This is a genomic window from Pseudomonas deceptionensis (assembly GCF_900106095.1).
Classification (GTDB): Bacteria; Pseudomonadota; Gammaproteobacteria; order Pseudomonadales; family Pseudomonadaceae; genus Aquipseudomonas; species Aquipseudomonas deceptionensis.
In genome coordinates, this window is record NZ_FNUD01000002.1 from 250,704 (window position 1) to 269,357 (window position 18,654).

An 18,654-nucleotide genomic window follows, 5' to 3' on the forward strand; every position below is an offset into this window, starting at 1 on the left:
CACAATCTGTGGGGTCTGGCGCCCAAAAAGACTCAAATCTGACGCAATACCTGTGGGGGCTGGCCTGCCAGCGGTGCAGGCAGCAGGGTGTATCTGGCCCCCACAGGAAACAAGCGTTACCCCAGCCCCAACATCAACCCGCTCAGGCGTTTGACCTTGCGCTGCACAGCCTCTTCAAAAACCCCCGCACGCGGCTCGACCAGGCTGAACCAGTGCTTGGCACGGGTGATGCCGGTGTAGATCAGTTCTTTGGTCAGCACCGGGTTAAGCGCTTCGGGCAGTACCAGCGCGGTGTGTGAAAACTCCGAGCCCTGGGATTTGTGCACGGTCATGGCATACACCGTTTCGACATCATTGAGCCGGCTTGGCAGCACAAAACGGATGCCCCCTTGCCCGTCGTTGCGGGCGAAAGCCACACGCAATACGTGGCGCCGGGTCGGGCCGTCACCCTCAGGAAGTTTGAGGGCAATGCCAATATCGCCATTCATCAGGCCCAGGCCGTAATCGTTACGCGTCATCAACACCGGGCGGCCTTCGTACCAATGCTGATCACTGTCAATCAGCTTGCGGGCGAACAGTGCGTGGGTAATGCGCGCATTCAGCCCTTCAACGCCCCAGGGCCCTTTGCGCACGGCGCAGAGCACCTGAAAAGCCTCGAACGCTTGCAGCACGTTACCCGCCCATGCGGCCCAGCAAGGGTCCTCAAGCCCGGTCTCGGCGTTGGGCCGCTGCTCGCGCAGCACCTCAAGGTAATGCCGATACCCTTTGGCCTCCGTGCCGCGCCCTTCCAGCGCCAGGCGCTCAAATCCGCGGTCCTGCTCGCCCTTTAGGGGTAATGCAAACAGGTCGGCATGGCTGCCCGCCGCGAGCAAGGCCCGTGCTTCGAGGGGTTGCTGCCGGTTGACCAGACGCGACAACTGGCCGATGCCGCTGCCTTCCCCGAAGCGTCGCGAGTGACGCAACATGACCACTTGCTGGGCCAGCGGATGAGTACCGTCCAGGTCTTGCTGCAAGCCACTGGCGCCGAGATTTTCACCGCTGATCTGCTCCAGCCACGCCCGGGTTTGCGGGGTGTACCAGCCTGCCTCCGCATCACGGCACAAGTCCCCCAGCACAGCACCGGCTTCAACCGATGCCAGCTGGTCCTTGTCACCCAGCAGCACCAGCCGCGCATGAGCCGGTAGCGCATCGAGCAGGTTGGCCATCATTTCCAGGTCAATCATCGACGCTTCATCGACCACCAATACATCCAGCGGCAGGCGGTTGCCCGCGTGATGACGAAAGTGGCGCGTGCCGGGACGGCTGCCGAGCAGGCGGTGAACGGTGGTCACGTCACTGGGGATTTTTTGCCGAACCTTGTCGTCCACTTCCAGTGATTTGACTTGCAGGCTGATGGATTCGGTCAGGCGCGCAGCAGCTTTACCCGTCGGCGCGGCAAGACGAATCCGCAAGGGCGCACCCGCTTCGACGGCCGGAGCCTGCAGCAACGCCAGCAAACGCACCACAGTGGTGGTTTTACCGGTGCCCGGGCCGCCAGTGACAATGCTGAAAGCACCGCGTGCGGCCAAAGCACATGCCAGTTTTTGCCAGTCAATCGGCGCATTCTGTGCCGGGCTGCCGAACAAGCCGTTCAGCCGTGCGGGCAAATCGTCTGGCGCCGCTTCAGCCAGCGCCAGACGTTGGCGCAATGCGCTGTCGATACGTCGCTCATAGGCCCAGTAACGGCGTAAATACAGACGGCGCTCACTCAGCACCAATGGCCGGCTGGCCGCATCGGCTGACGACTGCCCCGCATGTTCCACCAACGGGCTGGCTTGCAGGGCCTTGCACCACGCATCGCCCTCCAGAGCCTCAAGCAGTTGCGAAGGCAACAACATGGCACCGGTCTGGATATCGCCCTCGGGTGGCAAGGACAATGCAAAGTCGGGCTCTTTCAGGGTTTCGAACAGGTCCAGGCACACATGGCCGTGGCCCAACTGATGGCTGGTCAACGCTGCTGCCAGCAGCACCAGCGGGTCGCCTTGCGGATCGCGTTCGTGAAGGAACGCGACGAAGGCCTTATCCAGCGCCCGTAACCAGCCTCGCTCGACCCAGCGCTCCAGCAACAGCAGCAGGTCCTCGGCACGGCCCAGAGGTTGTAACCGGGCAAGGCTTTCGGCCGTCAACGGCGTAGGCAACAGTTCGGCAAACGAACGACTCATAACAACACTCCCTGTTCCCACGCCGGTTCAGCCGTTTTCGGTAAAGGTTTACCCTGGAACATCAAGTCCAGGCTTTCGATCAATAGCCGGGGCGGCCGGGTGAAATACACGCCCTGCCCCTGGGAGCGGGTGCCGCGTAAAAACAGGTACAGCGCGCCGCCCATATGCTGGTCGTAGTCGTAATCGGGCAGCCGCGCCTTGAGCTGACGGTGCAGGGCCAACAGGTACAACACGTATTGCAGGTCGTAGCGGTTATCCAGAATCGAGGCGGTCATCGCCTGTTCGGTGTAGGCCGAATCGTCAGCTCCCAGCCAGTTGGATTTGTAGTCCGCCACGTAATAACGCCCCTGGTGCTCAAAGGTCAGGTCGATAAAGCCCTTGAACATGCCATTGAGCAAGCTCGGCTCGGCCCCGGCCCGTGCAGCGCCGCCGTGGGTGTGCTGGCGCACCAGCTTGTCCAGTTGCAGCACATCGACCTTGTGGCTGGCGAACCAGAACTCCATCTCAATTTGGTACTGGCTTAGCTCACTGAGTACTACAGCCGGTTGGCCATTATTCAGACGCAATGGTTCATCTTGCAGGTGCTGCAGCCAGTCGCTCAATGTCTCGATCCAGCCTTGCCAGCCGCGCCGGTTGCAGCGCCGCGCCACGGCGTCATTGATCGCTTCGGGGCTCGCCTTGAACCCTTCGCTGCCCGCCCATTCAAGCAAGCCATGGAGAAAGGTCCCGGGGTTTGGCCCTCGCGGAAAACGGTGAATATCACCGCCACTGAGTAATACATCTCGCGGTGCATCGGGATCGAGTCGCTCATCATCCGAGAGCTTTTGCGCTAGGGCGCTTTCGGGAGCCTCCGCGGGGCTGAGGCTGTCACCGATTCGCAATGCGCTGTAGGACGCAATCCACCAGTTTTCCGCCGCGCGGCGGGTAGGGGTCAGCGGCGCAAGCAAGGTAGCTTCGTTGAGCGGCGGATAAAAATGCGCCTCGCCGACAGGCGGTACGGGCTCGCACAGTACGGCTGCGCAATCTTGCTGCACATCCGCCAGCCAGCTCTGCAATCCGACAGACTCGGCCAGCATCGTCCCGCCACCCAGCAAATAGCCCAACGCCGAAAGGTGCAACACCGAGCGATTGTTGTTGCCCCGCTTGAGGTCGGCAACGCCCAGCCAACACGCATGCTGGGCCCGGGTCAGGGCCACGTAGAGCAGGCGTAAATCTTCGGCCAGACGCTCGTCATCGGCCTGGACAATCAGCTCTGGCGTCGGTTTTAGACTCACCTGGGCGTTGCCCGCCGCATCGTGGTAATGCAGCGGCAAACGACTGCCATCCACGGGTTTGGTGGAGCAGATAAACGGCAGGAACACCAACGGATACTCCAGCCCCTTGGACTTGTGAATGGTCACGACCTTGACCAGTTGCTCATCACTTTCAAGGCGCAGGATCTGTTCTTCACCCGCCTGCCCAGACAGCGCCAGGTGCTCGGCCAGATGCCGGATCAGCGCTTGTTCGCCGTCCAGTTCGGCGGCGGCCTGCTGCAGCAGTTCGGACAGGTGCAATACGTTGGTCAGCACTCGCTCGCCATCAGGGCGGGCAATCAGGGCCTGGGGCAGCTCAAAGTCGTGCAGCAAGCGGCGCAACATGGCGAGCACTCCTTGCTTGCGCCAGGTTTCGCGGTAGCCACGGAACTGCATCACGCGTTTTTCCCAGGCCAGTTCGTCCTGGTTCAAGCGCTCCAGTTCAATCAGCGGCAGGTCCAGGGTGATACAGGCCAGGGCCGCGCGCAGCGGGCGCTCGACATCCGGTTCGGCGCAGGCCTTGAGCCAGGCCAGCACATCGTGGGCTTCCTGCGCGGCGTAGACCGAATCCTTATCCGACAAGTAAACGCTACGTACACCTCGGTTCGACAACTCTCGCCGCACCGCCTGGGCCTCCTTACCATCACGCACCAGAATCGCGATATCGGCCGGCAATACGCCGCGAAACGCTTCGCCATCTTTGGCAAAACCACAGCGGCCTTGCTGACCGCCATTGAGCAATTCGACAATCTGGCTGGCACACACCGCTGCCAGTTGCTGACGATAAATCACCCCCGACACCGGCTGCTCGGAGGGTAATTGCCAGAGGGTTAATGCGGTAATCGCTTTACCATCCAGCTGTAGGATTTCTTTGCGTCCCTGGGATTTAACCGACACAAAGGGCACAGGGTTTTCAGGCCCTTCGCGGAACAAAAACGCGCCTCGGCCAGTGTCGCGCTGCTCGGCCCGTTCAAAAACGTGATTTACGGCCTCGACCATGGCGTGGCTGGAGCGGAAGTTGGTATCCAGCGTGTGCAGTCGGCCATGGGTGGCGTGACGTGCGCGCAAGTAGGTGTAAATGTCGGCACCGCGAAAGGCATAGATCGCCTGTTTCGGGTCGCCGATCAGGAACAGTCCGGTATCGGGGCTGTTGTCTTCGATGCGGTAGATGGTTTCGAAGATGCGGTACTGCACCGGGTCGGTGTCCTGAAATTCGTCGATCAGTGCCACCGGGAACTGCTCGCGAATCAGGGTCGCCAAGCGCTCTCCGCCTTCGGCCTGCAATGCAGCGTCGAGGCGCAGCAGCATGTCGTCGAAACCCATCTCGGCACGGCGGCGCTTTTCTTCTTCAAAGCGCACGCTCACCCAGTTCGCCGCATGCTGCAGAACCGCTGCATCGGGGGTCGGCAACGCATCGAGCGCGGCCTTGAGGCCATGCATTGCATCGAGCCCCGGATGCTGCGGGGGCGCGCCTTTCCAGGCTTCGGCCATGCCGTCTGGCGTCAGGCGGGTGAAACCCGTTCCCAGGTCAAGCTGCTCTTGGTCGTCATCGGCCGCCCATGCGCTGAGTTTTTCAAACCAGGGTTCGAAGTAACGCGCCTGCATTTTTCGACCGTCGACCGCTTTGCTGGCAACGCCTTGCAGGCAGATATCGCGCAGCTCCTGGGCCCATTGCAGCCATGGGGTTTTGAGCTGTGACAGCGCTTCGCGGCGCTCTTGCAAGCAGGCTTCGATCATTTGGGCCGGGGTTTGCTCGGCCAGGGTGGGCTGACGTGAGCTGGCAAACAGCGCGCGGACTCGCGGCAACAGGGCGGCGGGACCACTCCAGTTGGCACGCACCCAGTTCAGTGCGTCGCCGTGCATGGGGTAGCAAAACAGCCGCCAGTAATCACGCAGCACTTCGCCCAGCAAATCGCTGTGGTCGGTTTCCAGGGTCTGGGTAAACAGGCTGCCACTGTCGAAGGCATGTTCGCGCAGCATGCGCTGGCACCAACTGTGGATGGTCGACACCGCAGCTTCGTCCATCCACTGTGCCGCGATATCGAGACGGCCGGCGCAAGCGGCCCACTGCTCGGGGCCAAACTGCTCACGCAACTGCGCCACCAATGCATCCGGAGCTTCAATCTCGTCACGGAAGAACCGTGCAGCTTCAGCCAGGCGTGTGCGAATGCGGTCGCGCAACTCTTTGGTGGCCGCATCGGTAAAGGTCACAACGAGAATTTGCGGCGGTAACAACTCACGCCCAAAACCTGATGCTTCGCCGCCATGCCCCAGGATCAGACGCAGGTAGAGCGCCGAGATGGTGAAGGTTTTGCCGGTGCCGGCACTGGCTTCTATCAGTTGGCTGCCACGCAGGGGGAAGGCCAAGGCCAGCGGTAATGTTTGCTCGCTCATTAGCGGGACGCCTCGCTGTTTAATGAACGCCAAGGCGCATCAAAAAGTGGTCGATAGAGGGCATCGCACCACTCTGCAAATTCTTCAGCGGCCATCAAGGCGGCGTAATCGGGAAACTGACGGGCCAGCGCTGCGCTTTCACGACGTTCGCCGTCACTGGTTTGGCCGTCACCTTCGTAGGCTTTTTGTGCAGCGGCGTCGGCCTTGTCCGGGTCGGTTTGAGCCAGCCAGGCGAAGGCTGTTTTCACGGCGACAGGCAGCGGATGGCTCATGCCGGATTTCCAGGCCACCAGCAAGTTGCCAAGAATGTCACTGGCCTGCCCGGGGTCCAGAGGGTCAAGTAACAAGGTGTCATCGCTGGCCACCAGGGCAGTCGACATCTCCAGACCACTGGCGCAGGCCACCAGATGGTTTACCCATGGCCGGGTCAATCGGTGCCATTTACGGGTTTTAATCCCGCCAATGCTATTAGGAATAGTCGTGATGGAGAGCAGGCCTTTGTCGCTGCGTTGATGCAGATTGCTGAGCCAGCCTTCCAGTGTCAGGCCGTGGTCTTCAAAGCTGACAGGCAGCGCGCTGTTTAGCGGTGTAGGCCACAGGGCCAACAGCTGCTGATAGCGTTGCAGCACATCCGGTAACGGCTCGATCAGTTCGTGTTGCAGGCATTCGCCAAAGCCGGCCATGGGCAACAGGCCACTGCCTTGTAAGCGCAGGGCACGGGTGTGCAAGGCGTGTTCAGGCTCGTCGGGTTGTGCCAGGGCGGCTTCGAGCAAACTGTCACTGAGCGTGTATCGTTGCAATGCATCGAGCACGAAAGGTTCTTCATCGGCCAAAGGCACTTCGGCCGCCTCGAAGAATACCTTCAAGCGCTGACTGAAGAAGTGACGTACAGGGTTGCGCAAGAAGTCCTGCAACTGCGTAAGGTTCAGTGGCTCTTCCTGCTCGTGCACTCCCAGCGTGCCGGCTTGAATGGGCGCGGGTTGTGGCTCGTGCAAACGTTGCCATTCGCGGGCATAACTGAACAGGTTGGGATTGCCTTCATGAAAGTAGCGGGTACTGAAGGGCTGCAGCGGATGCTCTTGAGTCATGGCACCTAGCAGATCCTCGCCTCCCTCCAAATGCCAGCCATTGGCAAGGTGATCACGCAGTTGGCCTATCAGGACGCAAGCCGGGCGCTCGCTGTTATCGCGAATACTGCGTCCGACCCAGCTGATATAGAGCTGCTCACGGGCGGAAAGCAGTGCTTCGAGTAGCAGATAACGGTCATCTTCGCGGCGGGAACGGTCGCCTGGGCGGTAGTCACTGCCCATCAGATCGAAGTCCAGCGGCGGTTGTGCACGCGGGTAGTCGCCGTCGTTCATGCCCAGCAGGCACACCAGCTTGAAGGGAATGGCACGCATGGGCATCAGGGTGCAGAAGTTAACCGCTCCGGCCAGGAAGCGTTGTGACAACTTGCCTTGATCAAGCCCGGTTAGCCAGGCTTCGCGTACTACGGTCAGTGGTAACTCATCTTGTAGACCAACCAGCTCACAGGTTTCGAGCCAAGTTTCACGCAGCTCTTCAAGCTGGGCCAGCAGGTAATCGTCGTGTTCGGTTTCAGCCTGGAAAAACAGTTGCACCAACCCTTGCAGGCGCTCGCCCCATTGCTGCGGCAAAGCTGGTTGCGATAACTCTTGATGGGCAACTTCCAACGCATCGAGCAGAGCCACAAGCGGACCAATCAGCACCGCATCCAGGCCACCGATTTCATCGTACGGCTCAATACCATCGCAGGCCTCGCCACTGCCGACGGCATAGCCAAGCAGCATGCGACGCAAGCCGAAGCGCCAACTGTTTTGCTCCAGTTGTGCAGGCAAGCCCAGGCCTGCGCGCTGCTCAGCATTGAGCCCCCAGCGAATGCCCGCGCCTTCGATCCAGCGATGCAGGGTTGGCAAGTCGCGCTCCTGGACACTGAAGCGGGCTCGCAGTGAAGGCACGTCCAGCAAGTCGAGTATTTCGCTGACGGGGAAGCGGCTGTCAGGCAGTTTGAGCAAGTGTTCGAGCGCAATCAGCAGTGGATCACGGCCACGCTGGCCCTGGTCGGCCAAGGTGTAGGGAATGAAGCGCCGATCATCGCGTTCGATCTGACCAAACACGGCCCGGATATGGGGCGCGTAGCTGTCGACATCCGGCACCATCACAATCACATCACGTGGCTGCAACTGAGGGTTTTCGCTGAATCGTGCAAGTAGCTGGTCGTGGAGGATCTCAACTTCCCGCTGAGCACTGTGGGCAATGTGGAAGCGGATTGAACGATCTTTGTCCAAGTCGATAGCGGGCCACAGCTCTCGGGTTTCATTGAGTGGGCGCAGCTCAAGAATATCGTCCTGCAACTGGTTAAGCAGGTTGAGCGGCTCGACCTCACTGAACAGGTCGATACGGCCATCACGAAAGGCCGCACGATAGCTGTTGGGGTCGTCGTAGCTGTCGAGCAAGTTGATGTAGTCGCGCCCCTGCTTGCCCCAGGCAGCGAGCAAGGGGTGAGCGTGTTGATGCAGGGTATCGAGGTCAAGTGCGGTAGGCATTCCGGCTTTGCGGGCCTGGCGCTTGTACTGATGGCGCAGCAGATCCTTGTCCGCAACGATGTCAGACCAGTGATGGCGACAAGGATTGTGCACACACAGCAGTACCTGGCTGAAACGGGCGAGCCCGGCCAGAGCTTCAAGTGCCTGAGCGGGCAATGACGAAATACCGAAGACGATCACGCGCGCCGGCAAGCCGGGCGGAGCTTGCTCAAGGCTGCTGATCTTGTCCATAAAGCGCTGGTGAACGCCGGCCCGGCTCTGGGACATTCCTTCTTGACCGACATCAAGCAATAGCGCGCGCCACAGTTCGGCTTGCCAGCAGTTGGCCGGGCTCAAGGCAGGGCTTTCACCCCGGGCGTTGCGCAGTTGATGGCGGCCGGCGGCCCAGTCTTCCAACCAGTCGGCACGGTAGACCTGGTACTGGTCAAACAAGTCCGCCAGGCGCTCTGACAACTGATAGCGTTTGCGCAAATCCGTGTCATGGGTCAGAAACCGCTGCAAGGGTTCAAAGTGCGGTTGGTCTATAAGCGCAGGAAGCAGGCGCATCAGGCGCCAGGTCAGCGGGGCTTTATCGAGCAGGGATTTGGCGGGGATTTCTTCACTGCCCAACACAAGCCGATAGAGCTGCCACAAAAAACTGCCGGGCAACTGCACATCCACTGCTGCAGCAATACCGCAGCCACCGAGATCATCGTCCTGAGCATCTTCGGCCAGAGCCAGCTTCAGCCATTGGGCAATACCGTTGCTCTGTACCAGAGCAATTTCGTTCTCCAAAGGCGCCAGGGGGTAGCGGCGCATCCAACTGACGACCAGGCTACGCAACTCATCCAGGCGGTTACCATGAACCACCATAAAACCTGCATTGAGGGACGTAGCAACCGGCATGACGGCATCCTTAGGAGAAGGCAAAATCCAAAGGCGAACCTTAACATTGCTCGCCAAGATTGGTGGAGCTCAAGCTACGGCGTAGGGAGCTGTAGCGATAAGGTCGAGGACGTTTCGCTTGTCGCGCCAAGCTGGGCGGTACTTTTCTCGGCACAAAAACAAACCCCCTGTCTGCGTTAGCAGACAGGGGGTTTGGAATTTAATCTTGACGATGACCTACTCTCACATGGGGAAACCCCACACTACCATCGGCGATGCATCGTTTCACTACTGAGTTCGGGATGGGATCAGGTGGTTCCAATGCTCTATGGTCGTCAAGAAATTCGGTAGCCAGGTCGTTCACCTTTCGGTTTACGCTCCAGCGAATGGGTATGTAATAGAAGGGTGTTTTGTGAGTCGCAAACTTTCGGTTTGTATCGTCTTCACACACCGCAATCTGGTCTCTTCGACGCAAATTGCTTGGGTGTTATATGGTCAAGCCTCACGGGCAATTAGTATTGGTTAGCTCAACGCCTCACAGCGCTTACACACCCAACCTATCAACGTCGTAGTCTTCGACGGCCCTTTAGGGAACTCAAGGTTCCAGTGAGATCTCATCTTGAGGCAAGTTTCCCGCTTAGATGCTTTCAGCGGTTATCTTTCCCGAACATAGCTACCCGGCAATGCCACTGGCGTGACAACCGGAACACCAGAGGTTCGTCCACTCCGGTCCTCTCGTACTAGGAGCAGCCCCTCTCAAATCTCAAACGTCCACGGCAGATAGGGACCGAACTGTCTCACGACGTTCTAAACCCAGCTCGCGTACCACTTTAAATGGCGAACAGCCATACCCTTGGGACCGGCTTCAGCCCCAGGATGTGATGAGCCGACATCGAGGTGCCAAACACCGCCGTCGATATGAACTCTTGGGCGGTATCAGCCTGTTATCCCCGGAGTACCTTTTATCCGTTGAGCGATGGCCCTTCCATACAGAACCACCGGATCACTAAGACCTACTTTCGTACCTGCTCGACGTGTCTGTCTCGCAGTCAAGCGCGCTTTTGCCTTTATACTCTACGACCGATTTCCGACCGGTCTGAGCGCACCTTCGTACTCCTCCGTTACTCTTTAGGAGGAGACCGCCCCAGTCAAACTACCCACCATACACTGTCCTCGATCCGGATAACGGACCTGAGTTAGAACCTCAAAGTTGCCAGGGTGGTATTTCAAGGTTGGCTCCATGCAGACTGGCGTCCACACTTCAAAGCCTCCCACCTATCCTACACAAGCAAATTCAAAGTCCAGTGCAAAGCTATAGTAAAGGTTCACGGGGTCTTTCCGTCTAGCCGCGGATACACTGCATCTTCACAGCGATTTCAATTTCACTGAGTCTCGGGTGGAGACAGCGCCGCCATCGTTACGCCATTCGTGCAGGTCGGAACTTACCCGACAAGGAATTTCGCTACCTTAGGACCGTTATAGTTACGGCCGCCGTTTACCGGGGCTTCGATCAAGAGCTTCGCGTTAGCTAACCCCATCAATTAACCTTCCGGCACCGGGCAGGCGTCACACCCTATACGTCCACTTTCGTGTTTGCAGAGTGCTGTGTTTTTAATAAACAGTCGCAGCGGCCTGGTATCTTCGACCGGCATGGGCTTACGCAGTAAATGCTTCACCCTCACCGGCGCACCTTCTCCCGAAGTTACGGTGCCATTTTGCCTAGTTCCTTCACCCGAGTTCTCTCAAGCGCCTTGGTATTCTCTACCCAACCACCTGTGTCGGTTTGGGGTACGGTTCCTGGTTACCTGAAGCTTAGAAGCTTTTCTTGGAAGCATGGCATCAACCACTTCGTTGTCTAAAAGACAACTCGTCATCAGCTCTCGGCCTTAGAATCCCGGATTTACCTAAGATTCCAGCCTACCACCTTAAACTTGGACAACCAACGCCAAGCTGGCCTAGCCTTCTCCGTCCCTCCATCGCAATAACCAGAAGTACAGGAATATTAACCTGTTTTCCATCGACTACGCTTTTCAGCCTCGCCTTAGGGACCGACTAACCCTGCGTCGATTAACGTTGCGCAGGAAACCTTGGTCTTTCGGCGTGGGTGTTTTTCACACCCATTATCGTTACTCATGTCAGCATTCGCACTTCTGATACCTCCAGCAAGCTTCTCAACTCACCTTCACAGGCTTACAGAACGCTCCTCTACCGCATCACCTAAGTGATACCCGTAGCTTCGGTGTATGGTTTGAGCCCCGTTAAATCTTCCGCGCAGGCCGACTCGACTAGTGAGCTATTACGCTTTCTTTAAAGGGTGGCTGCTTCTAAGCCAACCTCCTAGCTGTCTAAGCCTTCCCACATCGTTTCCCACTTAACCATAACTTTGGGACCTTAGCTGACGGTCTGGGTTGTTTCCCTTTTCACGACGGACGTTAGCACCCGCCGTGTGTCTCCCATGCTCGGCACTTGTAGGTATTCGGAGTTTGCATCGGTTTGGTAAGCCGGGATGGCCCCCTAGCCGAAACAGTGCTCTACCCCCTACAGTGATACATGAGGCGCTACCTAAATAGCTTTCGAGGAGAACCAGCTATCTCCGAGCTTGATTAGCCTTTCACTCCGATCCACAGGTCATCCGCTAACTTTTCAACGGTAGTCGGTTCGGTCCTCCAGTTAGTGTTACCCAACCTTCAACCTGCCCATGGATAGATCGCCCGGTTTCGGGTCTATTCCCAGCGACTAGACGCCCTATTAAGACTCGCTTTCGCTACGCCTCCCCTATTCGGTTAAGCTTGCCACTGAAAATAAGTCGCTGACCCATTATACAAAAGGTACGCAGTCACCCAACAAAGTGGGCTCCCACTGCTTGTACGCATACGGTTTCAGGATCTATTTCACTCCCCTCTCCGGGGTTCTTTTCGCCTTTCCCTCACGGTACTAGTTCACTATCGGTCAGTCAGTAGTATTTAGCCTTGGAGGATGGTCCCCCCATATTCAGACAAAGTTTCTCGTGCTCCGTCCTACTCGATTTCACTGCAAAGATGTTTTCGCGTACAGGGCTATCACCCACTATGGCCGCACTTTCCAGAGCGTTCCGCTAACATCAATACAGCTTAAGGGCTGGTCCCCGTTCGCTCGCCACTACTAAGGGAATCTCGGTTGATTTCTTTTCCTCAGGGTACTTAGATGTTTCAGTTCCCCTGGTTCGCTTCTTAAGCCTATGTATTCAGCTTAAGATACCTAACTTATGTTAGGTGGGTTCCCCCATTCAGACATCTCCGGATCAAAGTCTGTTTGCCGACTCCCCGAAGCTTTTCGCAGGCTACCACGTCTTTCATCGCCTCTGACTGCCAAGGCATCCACCGTATGCGCTTCTTCACTTGACCATATAACCCCAAGCAATCTGGTTATACTATGAAGACGACATTCGCCGAAAATTCGCATGTTCAATTAAGAACGTTCACAAATTTTACCTTAGCCTGAATAAACACCAGTGAAAGTGCTATCCAGTCTAACTTTCTATTACATACCCAAATTTTTAAAGAACGATCTAATCAAAAGATCAGAAATCAACATTCACCATCGTTTGATGGAATGCTCATTTCTAAGCTTTACGAAACAGAAGTAGGTTATGGTGGAGCCAAACGGGATCGAACCGTTGACCTCCTGCGTGCAAGGCAGGCGCTCTCCCAGCTGAGCTATGGCCCCATATATCTACAGACTTTTTACACAAAATTGGTGGGTCTGGGCAGATTCGAACTGCCGACCTCACCCTTATCAGGGGTGCGCTCTAACCAACTGAGCTACAGACCCAATTTTGATCTACTTCTATCGTCTTTTTCAATGAATCAAGCAATTCGTGTGGGAACTTATGGAGCAGCTGATGTCGTCGATTAAGGAGGTGATCCAGCCGCAGGTTCCCCTACGGCTACCTTGTTACGACTTCACCCCAGTCATGAATCACACCGTGGTAACCGTCCTCCCGAGGGTTAGACTAGCTACTTCTGGTGCAACCCACTCCCATGGTGTGACGGGCGGTGTGTACAAGGCCCGGGAACGTATTCACCGTGACATTCTGATTCACGATTACTAGCGATTCCGACTTCACGCAGTCGAGTTGCAGACTGCGATCCGGACTACGATCGGTTTTATGGGATTAGCTCCACCTCGCGGCTTGGCAACCCTTTGTACCGACCATTGTAGCACGTGTGTAGCCCAGGCCGTAAGGGCCATGATGACTTGACGTCATCCCCACCTTCCTCCGGTTTGTCACCGGCAGTCTCCTTAGAGTGCCCACCATTACGTGCTGGTAACTAAGGACAAGGGTTGCGCTCGTTACGGGACTTAACCCAACATCTCACGACACGAGCTGACGACAGCCATGCAGCACCTGTCTCAATGTTCCCGAAGGCACCAATCTATCTCTAGAAAGTTCATTGGATGTCAAGGCCTGGTAAGGTTCTTCGCGTTGCTTCGAATTAAACCACATGCTCCACCGCTTGTGCGGGCCCCCGTCAATTCATTTGAGTTTTAACCTTGCGGCCGTACTCCCCAGGCGGTCAACTTAATGCGTTAGCTGCGCCACTAAGAGTTCAAGACTCCCAACGGCTAGTTGACATCGTTTACGGCGTGGACTACCAGGGTATCTAATCCTGTTTGCTCCCCACGCTTTCGCACCTCAGTGTCAGTATCAGTCCAGGTAGTCGCCTTCGCCACTGGTGTTCCTTCCTATATCTACGCATTTCACCGCTACACAGGAAATTCCACTACCCTCTACCATACTCTAGCTTGCCAGTTTTGGATGCAGTTCCCAGGTTGAGCCCGGGGATTTCACATTCAACTTAACAAACCACCTACGCGCGCTTTACGCCCAGTAATTCCGATTAACGCTTGCACCCTCTGTATTACCGCGGCTGCTGGCACAGAGTTAGCCGGTGCTTATTCTGTCGGTAACGTCAAGACACTAACGTATTAGGTTAATGCCCTTCCTCCCAACTTAAAGTGCTTTACAATCCGAAGACCTTCTTCACACACGCGGCATGGCTGGATCAGGCTTTCGCCCATTGTCCAATATTCCCCACTGCTGCCTCCCGTAGGAGTCTGGACCGTGTCTCAGTTCCAGTGTGACTGATCATCCTCTCAGACCAGTTACGGATCGTAGCCTTGGTGAGCCATTACCTCACCAACTAGCTAATCCGATCTAGGCTCATCTGATAGCGCAAGGCCCGAAGGTCCCCTGCTTTCTCCCGTAGGACGTATGCGGTATTAGCGTCCGTTTCCGAACGTTATCCCCCACTACCAGGCAGATTCCTAGATATTACTCACCCGTCCGCCGCTCTCAAGAGGTGCAAGCACCTCTCTACCGCTCGACTTGCATGTGTTAGGCCTGCCGCCAGCGTTCAATCTGAGCCATGATCAAACTCTTCAGTTCAAACATCTTTGGGTTTTTAAGAAACCCTAAACTTGGCTCAGCAATCGTTGGTTACATCTTTGATTTCTCGCGGAGTAACTTGTGATGCTGATAATCTTGTTGACTATCAGTCTGACTCCACAAGCACCCACACGAATTGCTTGATTCAGTTGTTAAAGAGCGGTTGGTTTAGCTTTCGCTGAACCGAGGCGCGTATTCTACAGCAGCCTCTGTTGCTGTCAAGCGGTTATTTTAAGATGTTTTCAAAGTTTCCCCTGTAACATCAACCACTTGCGCTTTCGATCTCTCGTTAGCGGGAGGCGAATTCTACAGCGTTACACGCTGCTGTCAACACCTTATTTCCTGCTTCTTTCGATTGAGATAATCGAGGTGTTAGCCAGGCAAATGGCCTGATTAACAGCACAGGCTTTTTACAAAGCTTGTACTTATACAAAAACAAAATCCCCGTCTGCGCGAGCAGACAGGGATTTTGGAATTTAATCTTGACGATGACCTACTCTCACATGGGGAAACCCCACACTACCATCGGCGATGCATCGTTTCACTACTGAGTTCGGGATGGGATCAGGTGGTTCCAATGCTCTATGGTCGTCAAGAAATTCGGTAGCCAGGTCGTTTACCTTTCGGTTCACGCTCCAGCGAATGGGTATGTAATAGAGTGGTGTTTTGTGAGTCGCAAACTTTCGGTTTGTATCGTCTTCACACACCGCAATCTGGTCTCTTCGACGCAAATTGCTTGGGTGTTATATGGTCAAGCCTCACGGGCAATTAGTATTGGTTAGCTCAACGCCTCACAGCGCTTACACACCCAACCTATCAACGTCGTAGTCTTCGACGGCCCTTTAGGGAACTCAAGGTTCCAGTGAGATCTCATCTTGAGGCAAGTTTCCCGCTTAGATGCTTTCAGCGGTTATCTTTCCCGAACATAGCTACCCGGCAATGCCACTGGCGTGACAACCGGAACACCAGAGGTTCGTCCACTCCGGTCCTCTCGTACTAGGAGCAGCCCCTCTCAAATCTCAAACGTCCACGGCAGATAGGGACCGAACTGTCTCACGACGTTCTAAACCCAGCTCGCGTACCACTTTAAATGGCGAACAGCCATACCCTTGGGACCGGCTTCAGCCCCAGGATGTGATGAGCCGACATCGAGGTGCCAAACACCGCCGTCGATATGAACTCTTGGGCGGTATCAGCCTGTTATCCCCGGAGTACCTTTTATCCGTTGAGCGATGGCCCTTCCATACAGAACCACCGGATCACTAAGACCTACTTTCGTACCTGCTCGACGTGTCTGTCTCGCAGTCAAGCGCGCTTTTGCCTTTATACTCTACGACCGATTTCCGACCGGTCTGAGCGCACCTTCGTACTCCTCCGTTACTCTTTAGGAGGAGACCGCCCCAGTCAAACTACCCACCATACACTGTCCTCGATCCGGATAACGGACCTGAGTTAGAACCTCAAAGTTGCCAGGGTGGTATTTCAAGGTTGGCTCCATGCAGACTGGCGTCCACACTTCAAAGCCTCCCACCTATCCTACACAAGCAAATTCAAAGTCCAGTGCAAAGCTATAGTAAAGGTTCACGGGGTCTTTCCGTCTAGCCGCGGATACACTGCATCTTCACAGCGATTTCAATTTCACTGAGTCTCGGGTGGAGACAGCGCCGCCATCGTTACGCCATTCGTGCAGGTCGGAACTTACCCGACAAGGAATTTCGCTACCTTAGGACCGTTATAGTTACGGCCGCCGTTTACCGGGGCTTCGATCAAGAGCTTCGCGTTAGCTAACCCCATCAATTAACCTTCCGGCACCGGGCAGGCGTCACACCCTATACGTCCACTTTCGTGTTTGCAGAGTGCTGTGTTTTTAATAAACAGTCGCAGCGGCCTGGTATCTTCGACCGGCATGGGCTTACGCAGTAAATGCTTCACCCTCACCGGCGCACCTTCTCCCGAAGTTACGGTGCCATTTTGCCTAGTTCCTTCACCCGAGTTCTCTCAAGCGCCTTGGTATTCTCTACCCAACCACCTGTGTCGGTTTGGGGTACGGTTCCTGGTTACCTGAAGCTTAGAAGCTTTTCTTGGAAGCATGGCATCAACCACTTCGTTGTCTAAAAGACAACTCGTCATCAGCTCTCGGCCTTAGAATCCCGGATTTACCTAAGATTCCAGCCTACCACCTTAAACTTGGACAACCAACGCCAAGCTGGCCTAGCCTTCTCCGTCCCTCCATCGCAATAACCAGAAGTACAGGAATATTAACCTGTTTTCCATCGACTACGCTTTTCAGCCTCGCCTTAGGGACCGACTAACCCTGCGTCGATTAACGTTGCGCAGGAAACCTTGGTCTTTCGGCGTGGGTGTTTTTCACACCCATTATCGTTACTCATGTCAGCATTCGCACTTCTGATACCTCCAGCAAGCTTCTCAACTCACCTTCACAGGCTTACAGAACGCTCCTCTACCGCATCACCTAAGTGATACCCGTAGCTTCGGTGTATGGTTTGAGCCCCGTTAAATCTTCCGCGCAGGCCGACTCGACTAGTGAGCTATTACGCTTTCTTTAAAGGGTGGCTGCTTCTAAGCCAACCTCCTAGCTGTCTAAGCCTTCCCACATCGTTTCCCACTTAACCATAACTTTGGGACCTTAGCTGACGGTCTGGGTTGTTTCCCTTTTCACGACGGACGTTAGCACCCGCCGTGTGTCTCCCATGCTCGGCACTTGTAGGTATTCGGAGTTTGCATCGGTTTGGTAAGCCGGGATGGCCCCCTAGCCGAAACAGTGCTCTACCCCCTACAGTGATACATGAGGCGCTACCTAAATAGCTTTCGAGGAGAACCAGCTATCTCCGAGCTTGATTAGCCTTTCACTCCGATCCACAGGTCATCCGCTAACTTTTCAACGGTAGTCGGTTCGGTCCTCCAGTTAGTGTTACCCAACCTTCAACCTGCCCATGGATAGATCGCCCGGTTTCGGGTCTATTCCCAGCGACTAGACGCCCTATTAAGACTCGCTTTCGCTACGCCTCCCCTATTCGGTTAAGCTTGCCACTGAAAATAAGTCGCTGACCCATTATACAAAAGGTACGCAGTCACCCAACAAAGTGGGCTCCCACTGCTTGTACGCATACGGTTTCAGGATCTATTTCACTCCCCTCTCCGGGGTTCTTTTCGCCTTTCCCTCACGGTACTAGTTCACTATCGGTCAGTCAGTAGTATTTAGCCTTGGAGGATGGTCCCCCCATATTCAGACAAAGTTTCTCGTGCTCCGTCCTACTCGATTTCACTGCAAAGATGTTTTCGCGTACAGGGCTATCACCCACTATGGCCGCACTTTCCAGAGCGTTCCGCTAACATCAATACAGCTTAAGGGCTGGTCCCCGTTCGCTCGCCACTACTAAGGGAATCTCGGTTGATTTCTTTTCCTCAGGGTACTTAGATGTTTCAGTTCCCCTGGTTCGCTTCTTAAGCCTATGTATTCAGCTTAAGATACCTAACTTATGTTAGGTGGGTTCCCCCATTCAGACATCTCCGGATCAAAGTCTGTTTGCCGACTCCCCGAAGCTTTTCGCAGGCTACCACGTCTTTCATCGCCTCTGACTGCCAAGGCATCCACCGTATGCGCTTCTTCACTTGACCATATAACCCCAAGCAATCTGGTTATACTATGAAGACGACATTCGCCGAAAATTCGCATGTTCAATTAAGAACGTTCACAAATTTTACCTTAGCCTGAATAAACACCAGTGAAAGTGCTATCCAGTCTAACTTTCTATTACATACCCAAATTTTTAAAGAACGATCTAATCAAAAGATCAGAAATCAACATTCACCATCGTTTGATGGAATGCTCATTTCTAAGCTTTACGACAGAAAAACCACAGAGCGACTCTGCAGTTATCGTCTTCTAC

At 55.5% G+C, this 18,654-nt stretch carries 3 protein-coding genes, 2 tRNA genes and 5 rRNA genes; all 10 read right to left on the reverse strand.

Annotated elements, in window-relative coordinates; translation table 11 throughout:
* Positions 1 to 116: 116 nt before the first annotated feature.
* On the reverse strand, positions 117 to 2,201 hold the full coding sequence (gene recD, locus BLW11_RS01105) for an exodeoxyribonuclease V subunit alpha (RefSeq protein ID WP_048362046.1): 2,085 nt from the start codon (positions 2,199 to 2,201) through the stop codon (positions 117 to 119).
* On the reverse strand, positions 2,198 to 5,887 hold the full coding sequence (recB, locus tag BLW11_RS01110; protein WP_048362045.1) for an exodeoxyribonuclease V subunit beta: 3,690 nt from the start codon (positions 5,885 to 5,887) through the stop codon (positions 2,198 to 2,200). Before recB ends, recD begins: the two co-directional genes overlap by 4 nt.
* On the reverse strand, positions 5,887 to 9,336 hold the full coding sequence (gene recC / locus BLW11_RS01115; protein WP_048362044.1) for an exodeoxyribonuclease V subunit gamma: 3,450 nt from the start codon (positions 9,334 to 9,336) through the stop codon (positions 5,887 to 5,889). The genes recB and recC overlap by 1 nt, the downstream gene beginning before the upstream one ends.
* 203 nt (positions 9,337 to 9,539) lie before the next feature.
* Positions 9,540 to 9,655: ribosomal RNA gene (gene rrf, locus BLW11_RS01120) — 5S ribosomal RNA — on the reverse strand.
* A gap of 151 nt (positions 9,656 to 9,806) precedes the next feature.
* Positions 9,807 to 12,698, reverse strand: a 23S ribosomal RNA gene (locus BLW11_RS01125).
* 246 nt (positions 12,699 to 12,944) lie between these two features.
* Positions 12,945 to 13,020, reverse strand: a tRNA-Ala gene (locus BLW11_RS01130).
* A gap of 28 nt (positions 13,021 to 13,048) precedes the next feature.
* Positions 13,049 to 13,125: transfer RNA gene (locus BLW11_RS01135), tRNA-Ile, on the reverse strand.
* Between the two features lie 81 nt (positions 13,126 to 13,206).
* Positions 13,207 to 14,743, reverse strand: a 16S ribosomal RNA gene (locus BLW11_RS01140).
* 480 nt (positions 14,744 to 15,223) lie between these two features.
* Positions 15,224 to 15,339 (reverse strand): 5S ribosomal RNA (rrf, locus tag BLW11_RS01145).
* Positions 15,340 to 15,490: 151 nt separating this feature from the next.
* Positions 15,491 to 18,382: ribosomal RNA gene (locus BLW11_RS01150) — 23S ribosomal RNA — on the reverse strand.
* The 16S, 23S and 5S rRNA genes sit together here with 2 tRNA genes alongside, the layout of an rRNA operon.
* Between the last annotated feature and the right edge of the window lie 272 nt (positions 18,383 to 18,654).

Excerpts from the sequence above, each read along its gene's own strand:
- recC (WP_048362044.1), bottom strand. The coding sequence starts at position 9,336 with ATGCCGGTTGCTACGTCCCTCAATGCAGGTTTTATGGTGGTTCATGGT.
- recD (WP_048362046.1), bottom strand. The coding sequence starts at position 2,201 with ATGAGTCGTTCGTTTGCCGAACTGTTGCCTACGCCGTTGACGGCCGAA.
- recB (WP_048362045.1), bottom strand. The coding sequence starts at position 5,887 with ATGAGCGAGCAAACATTACCGCTGGCCTTGGCCTTCCCCCTGCGTGGC.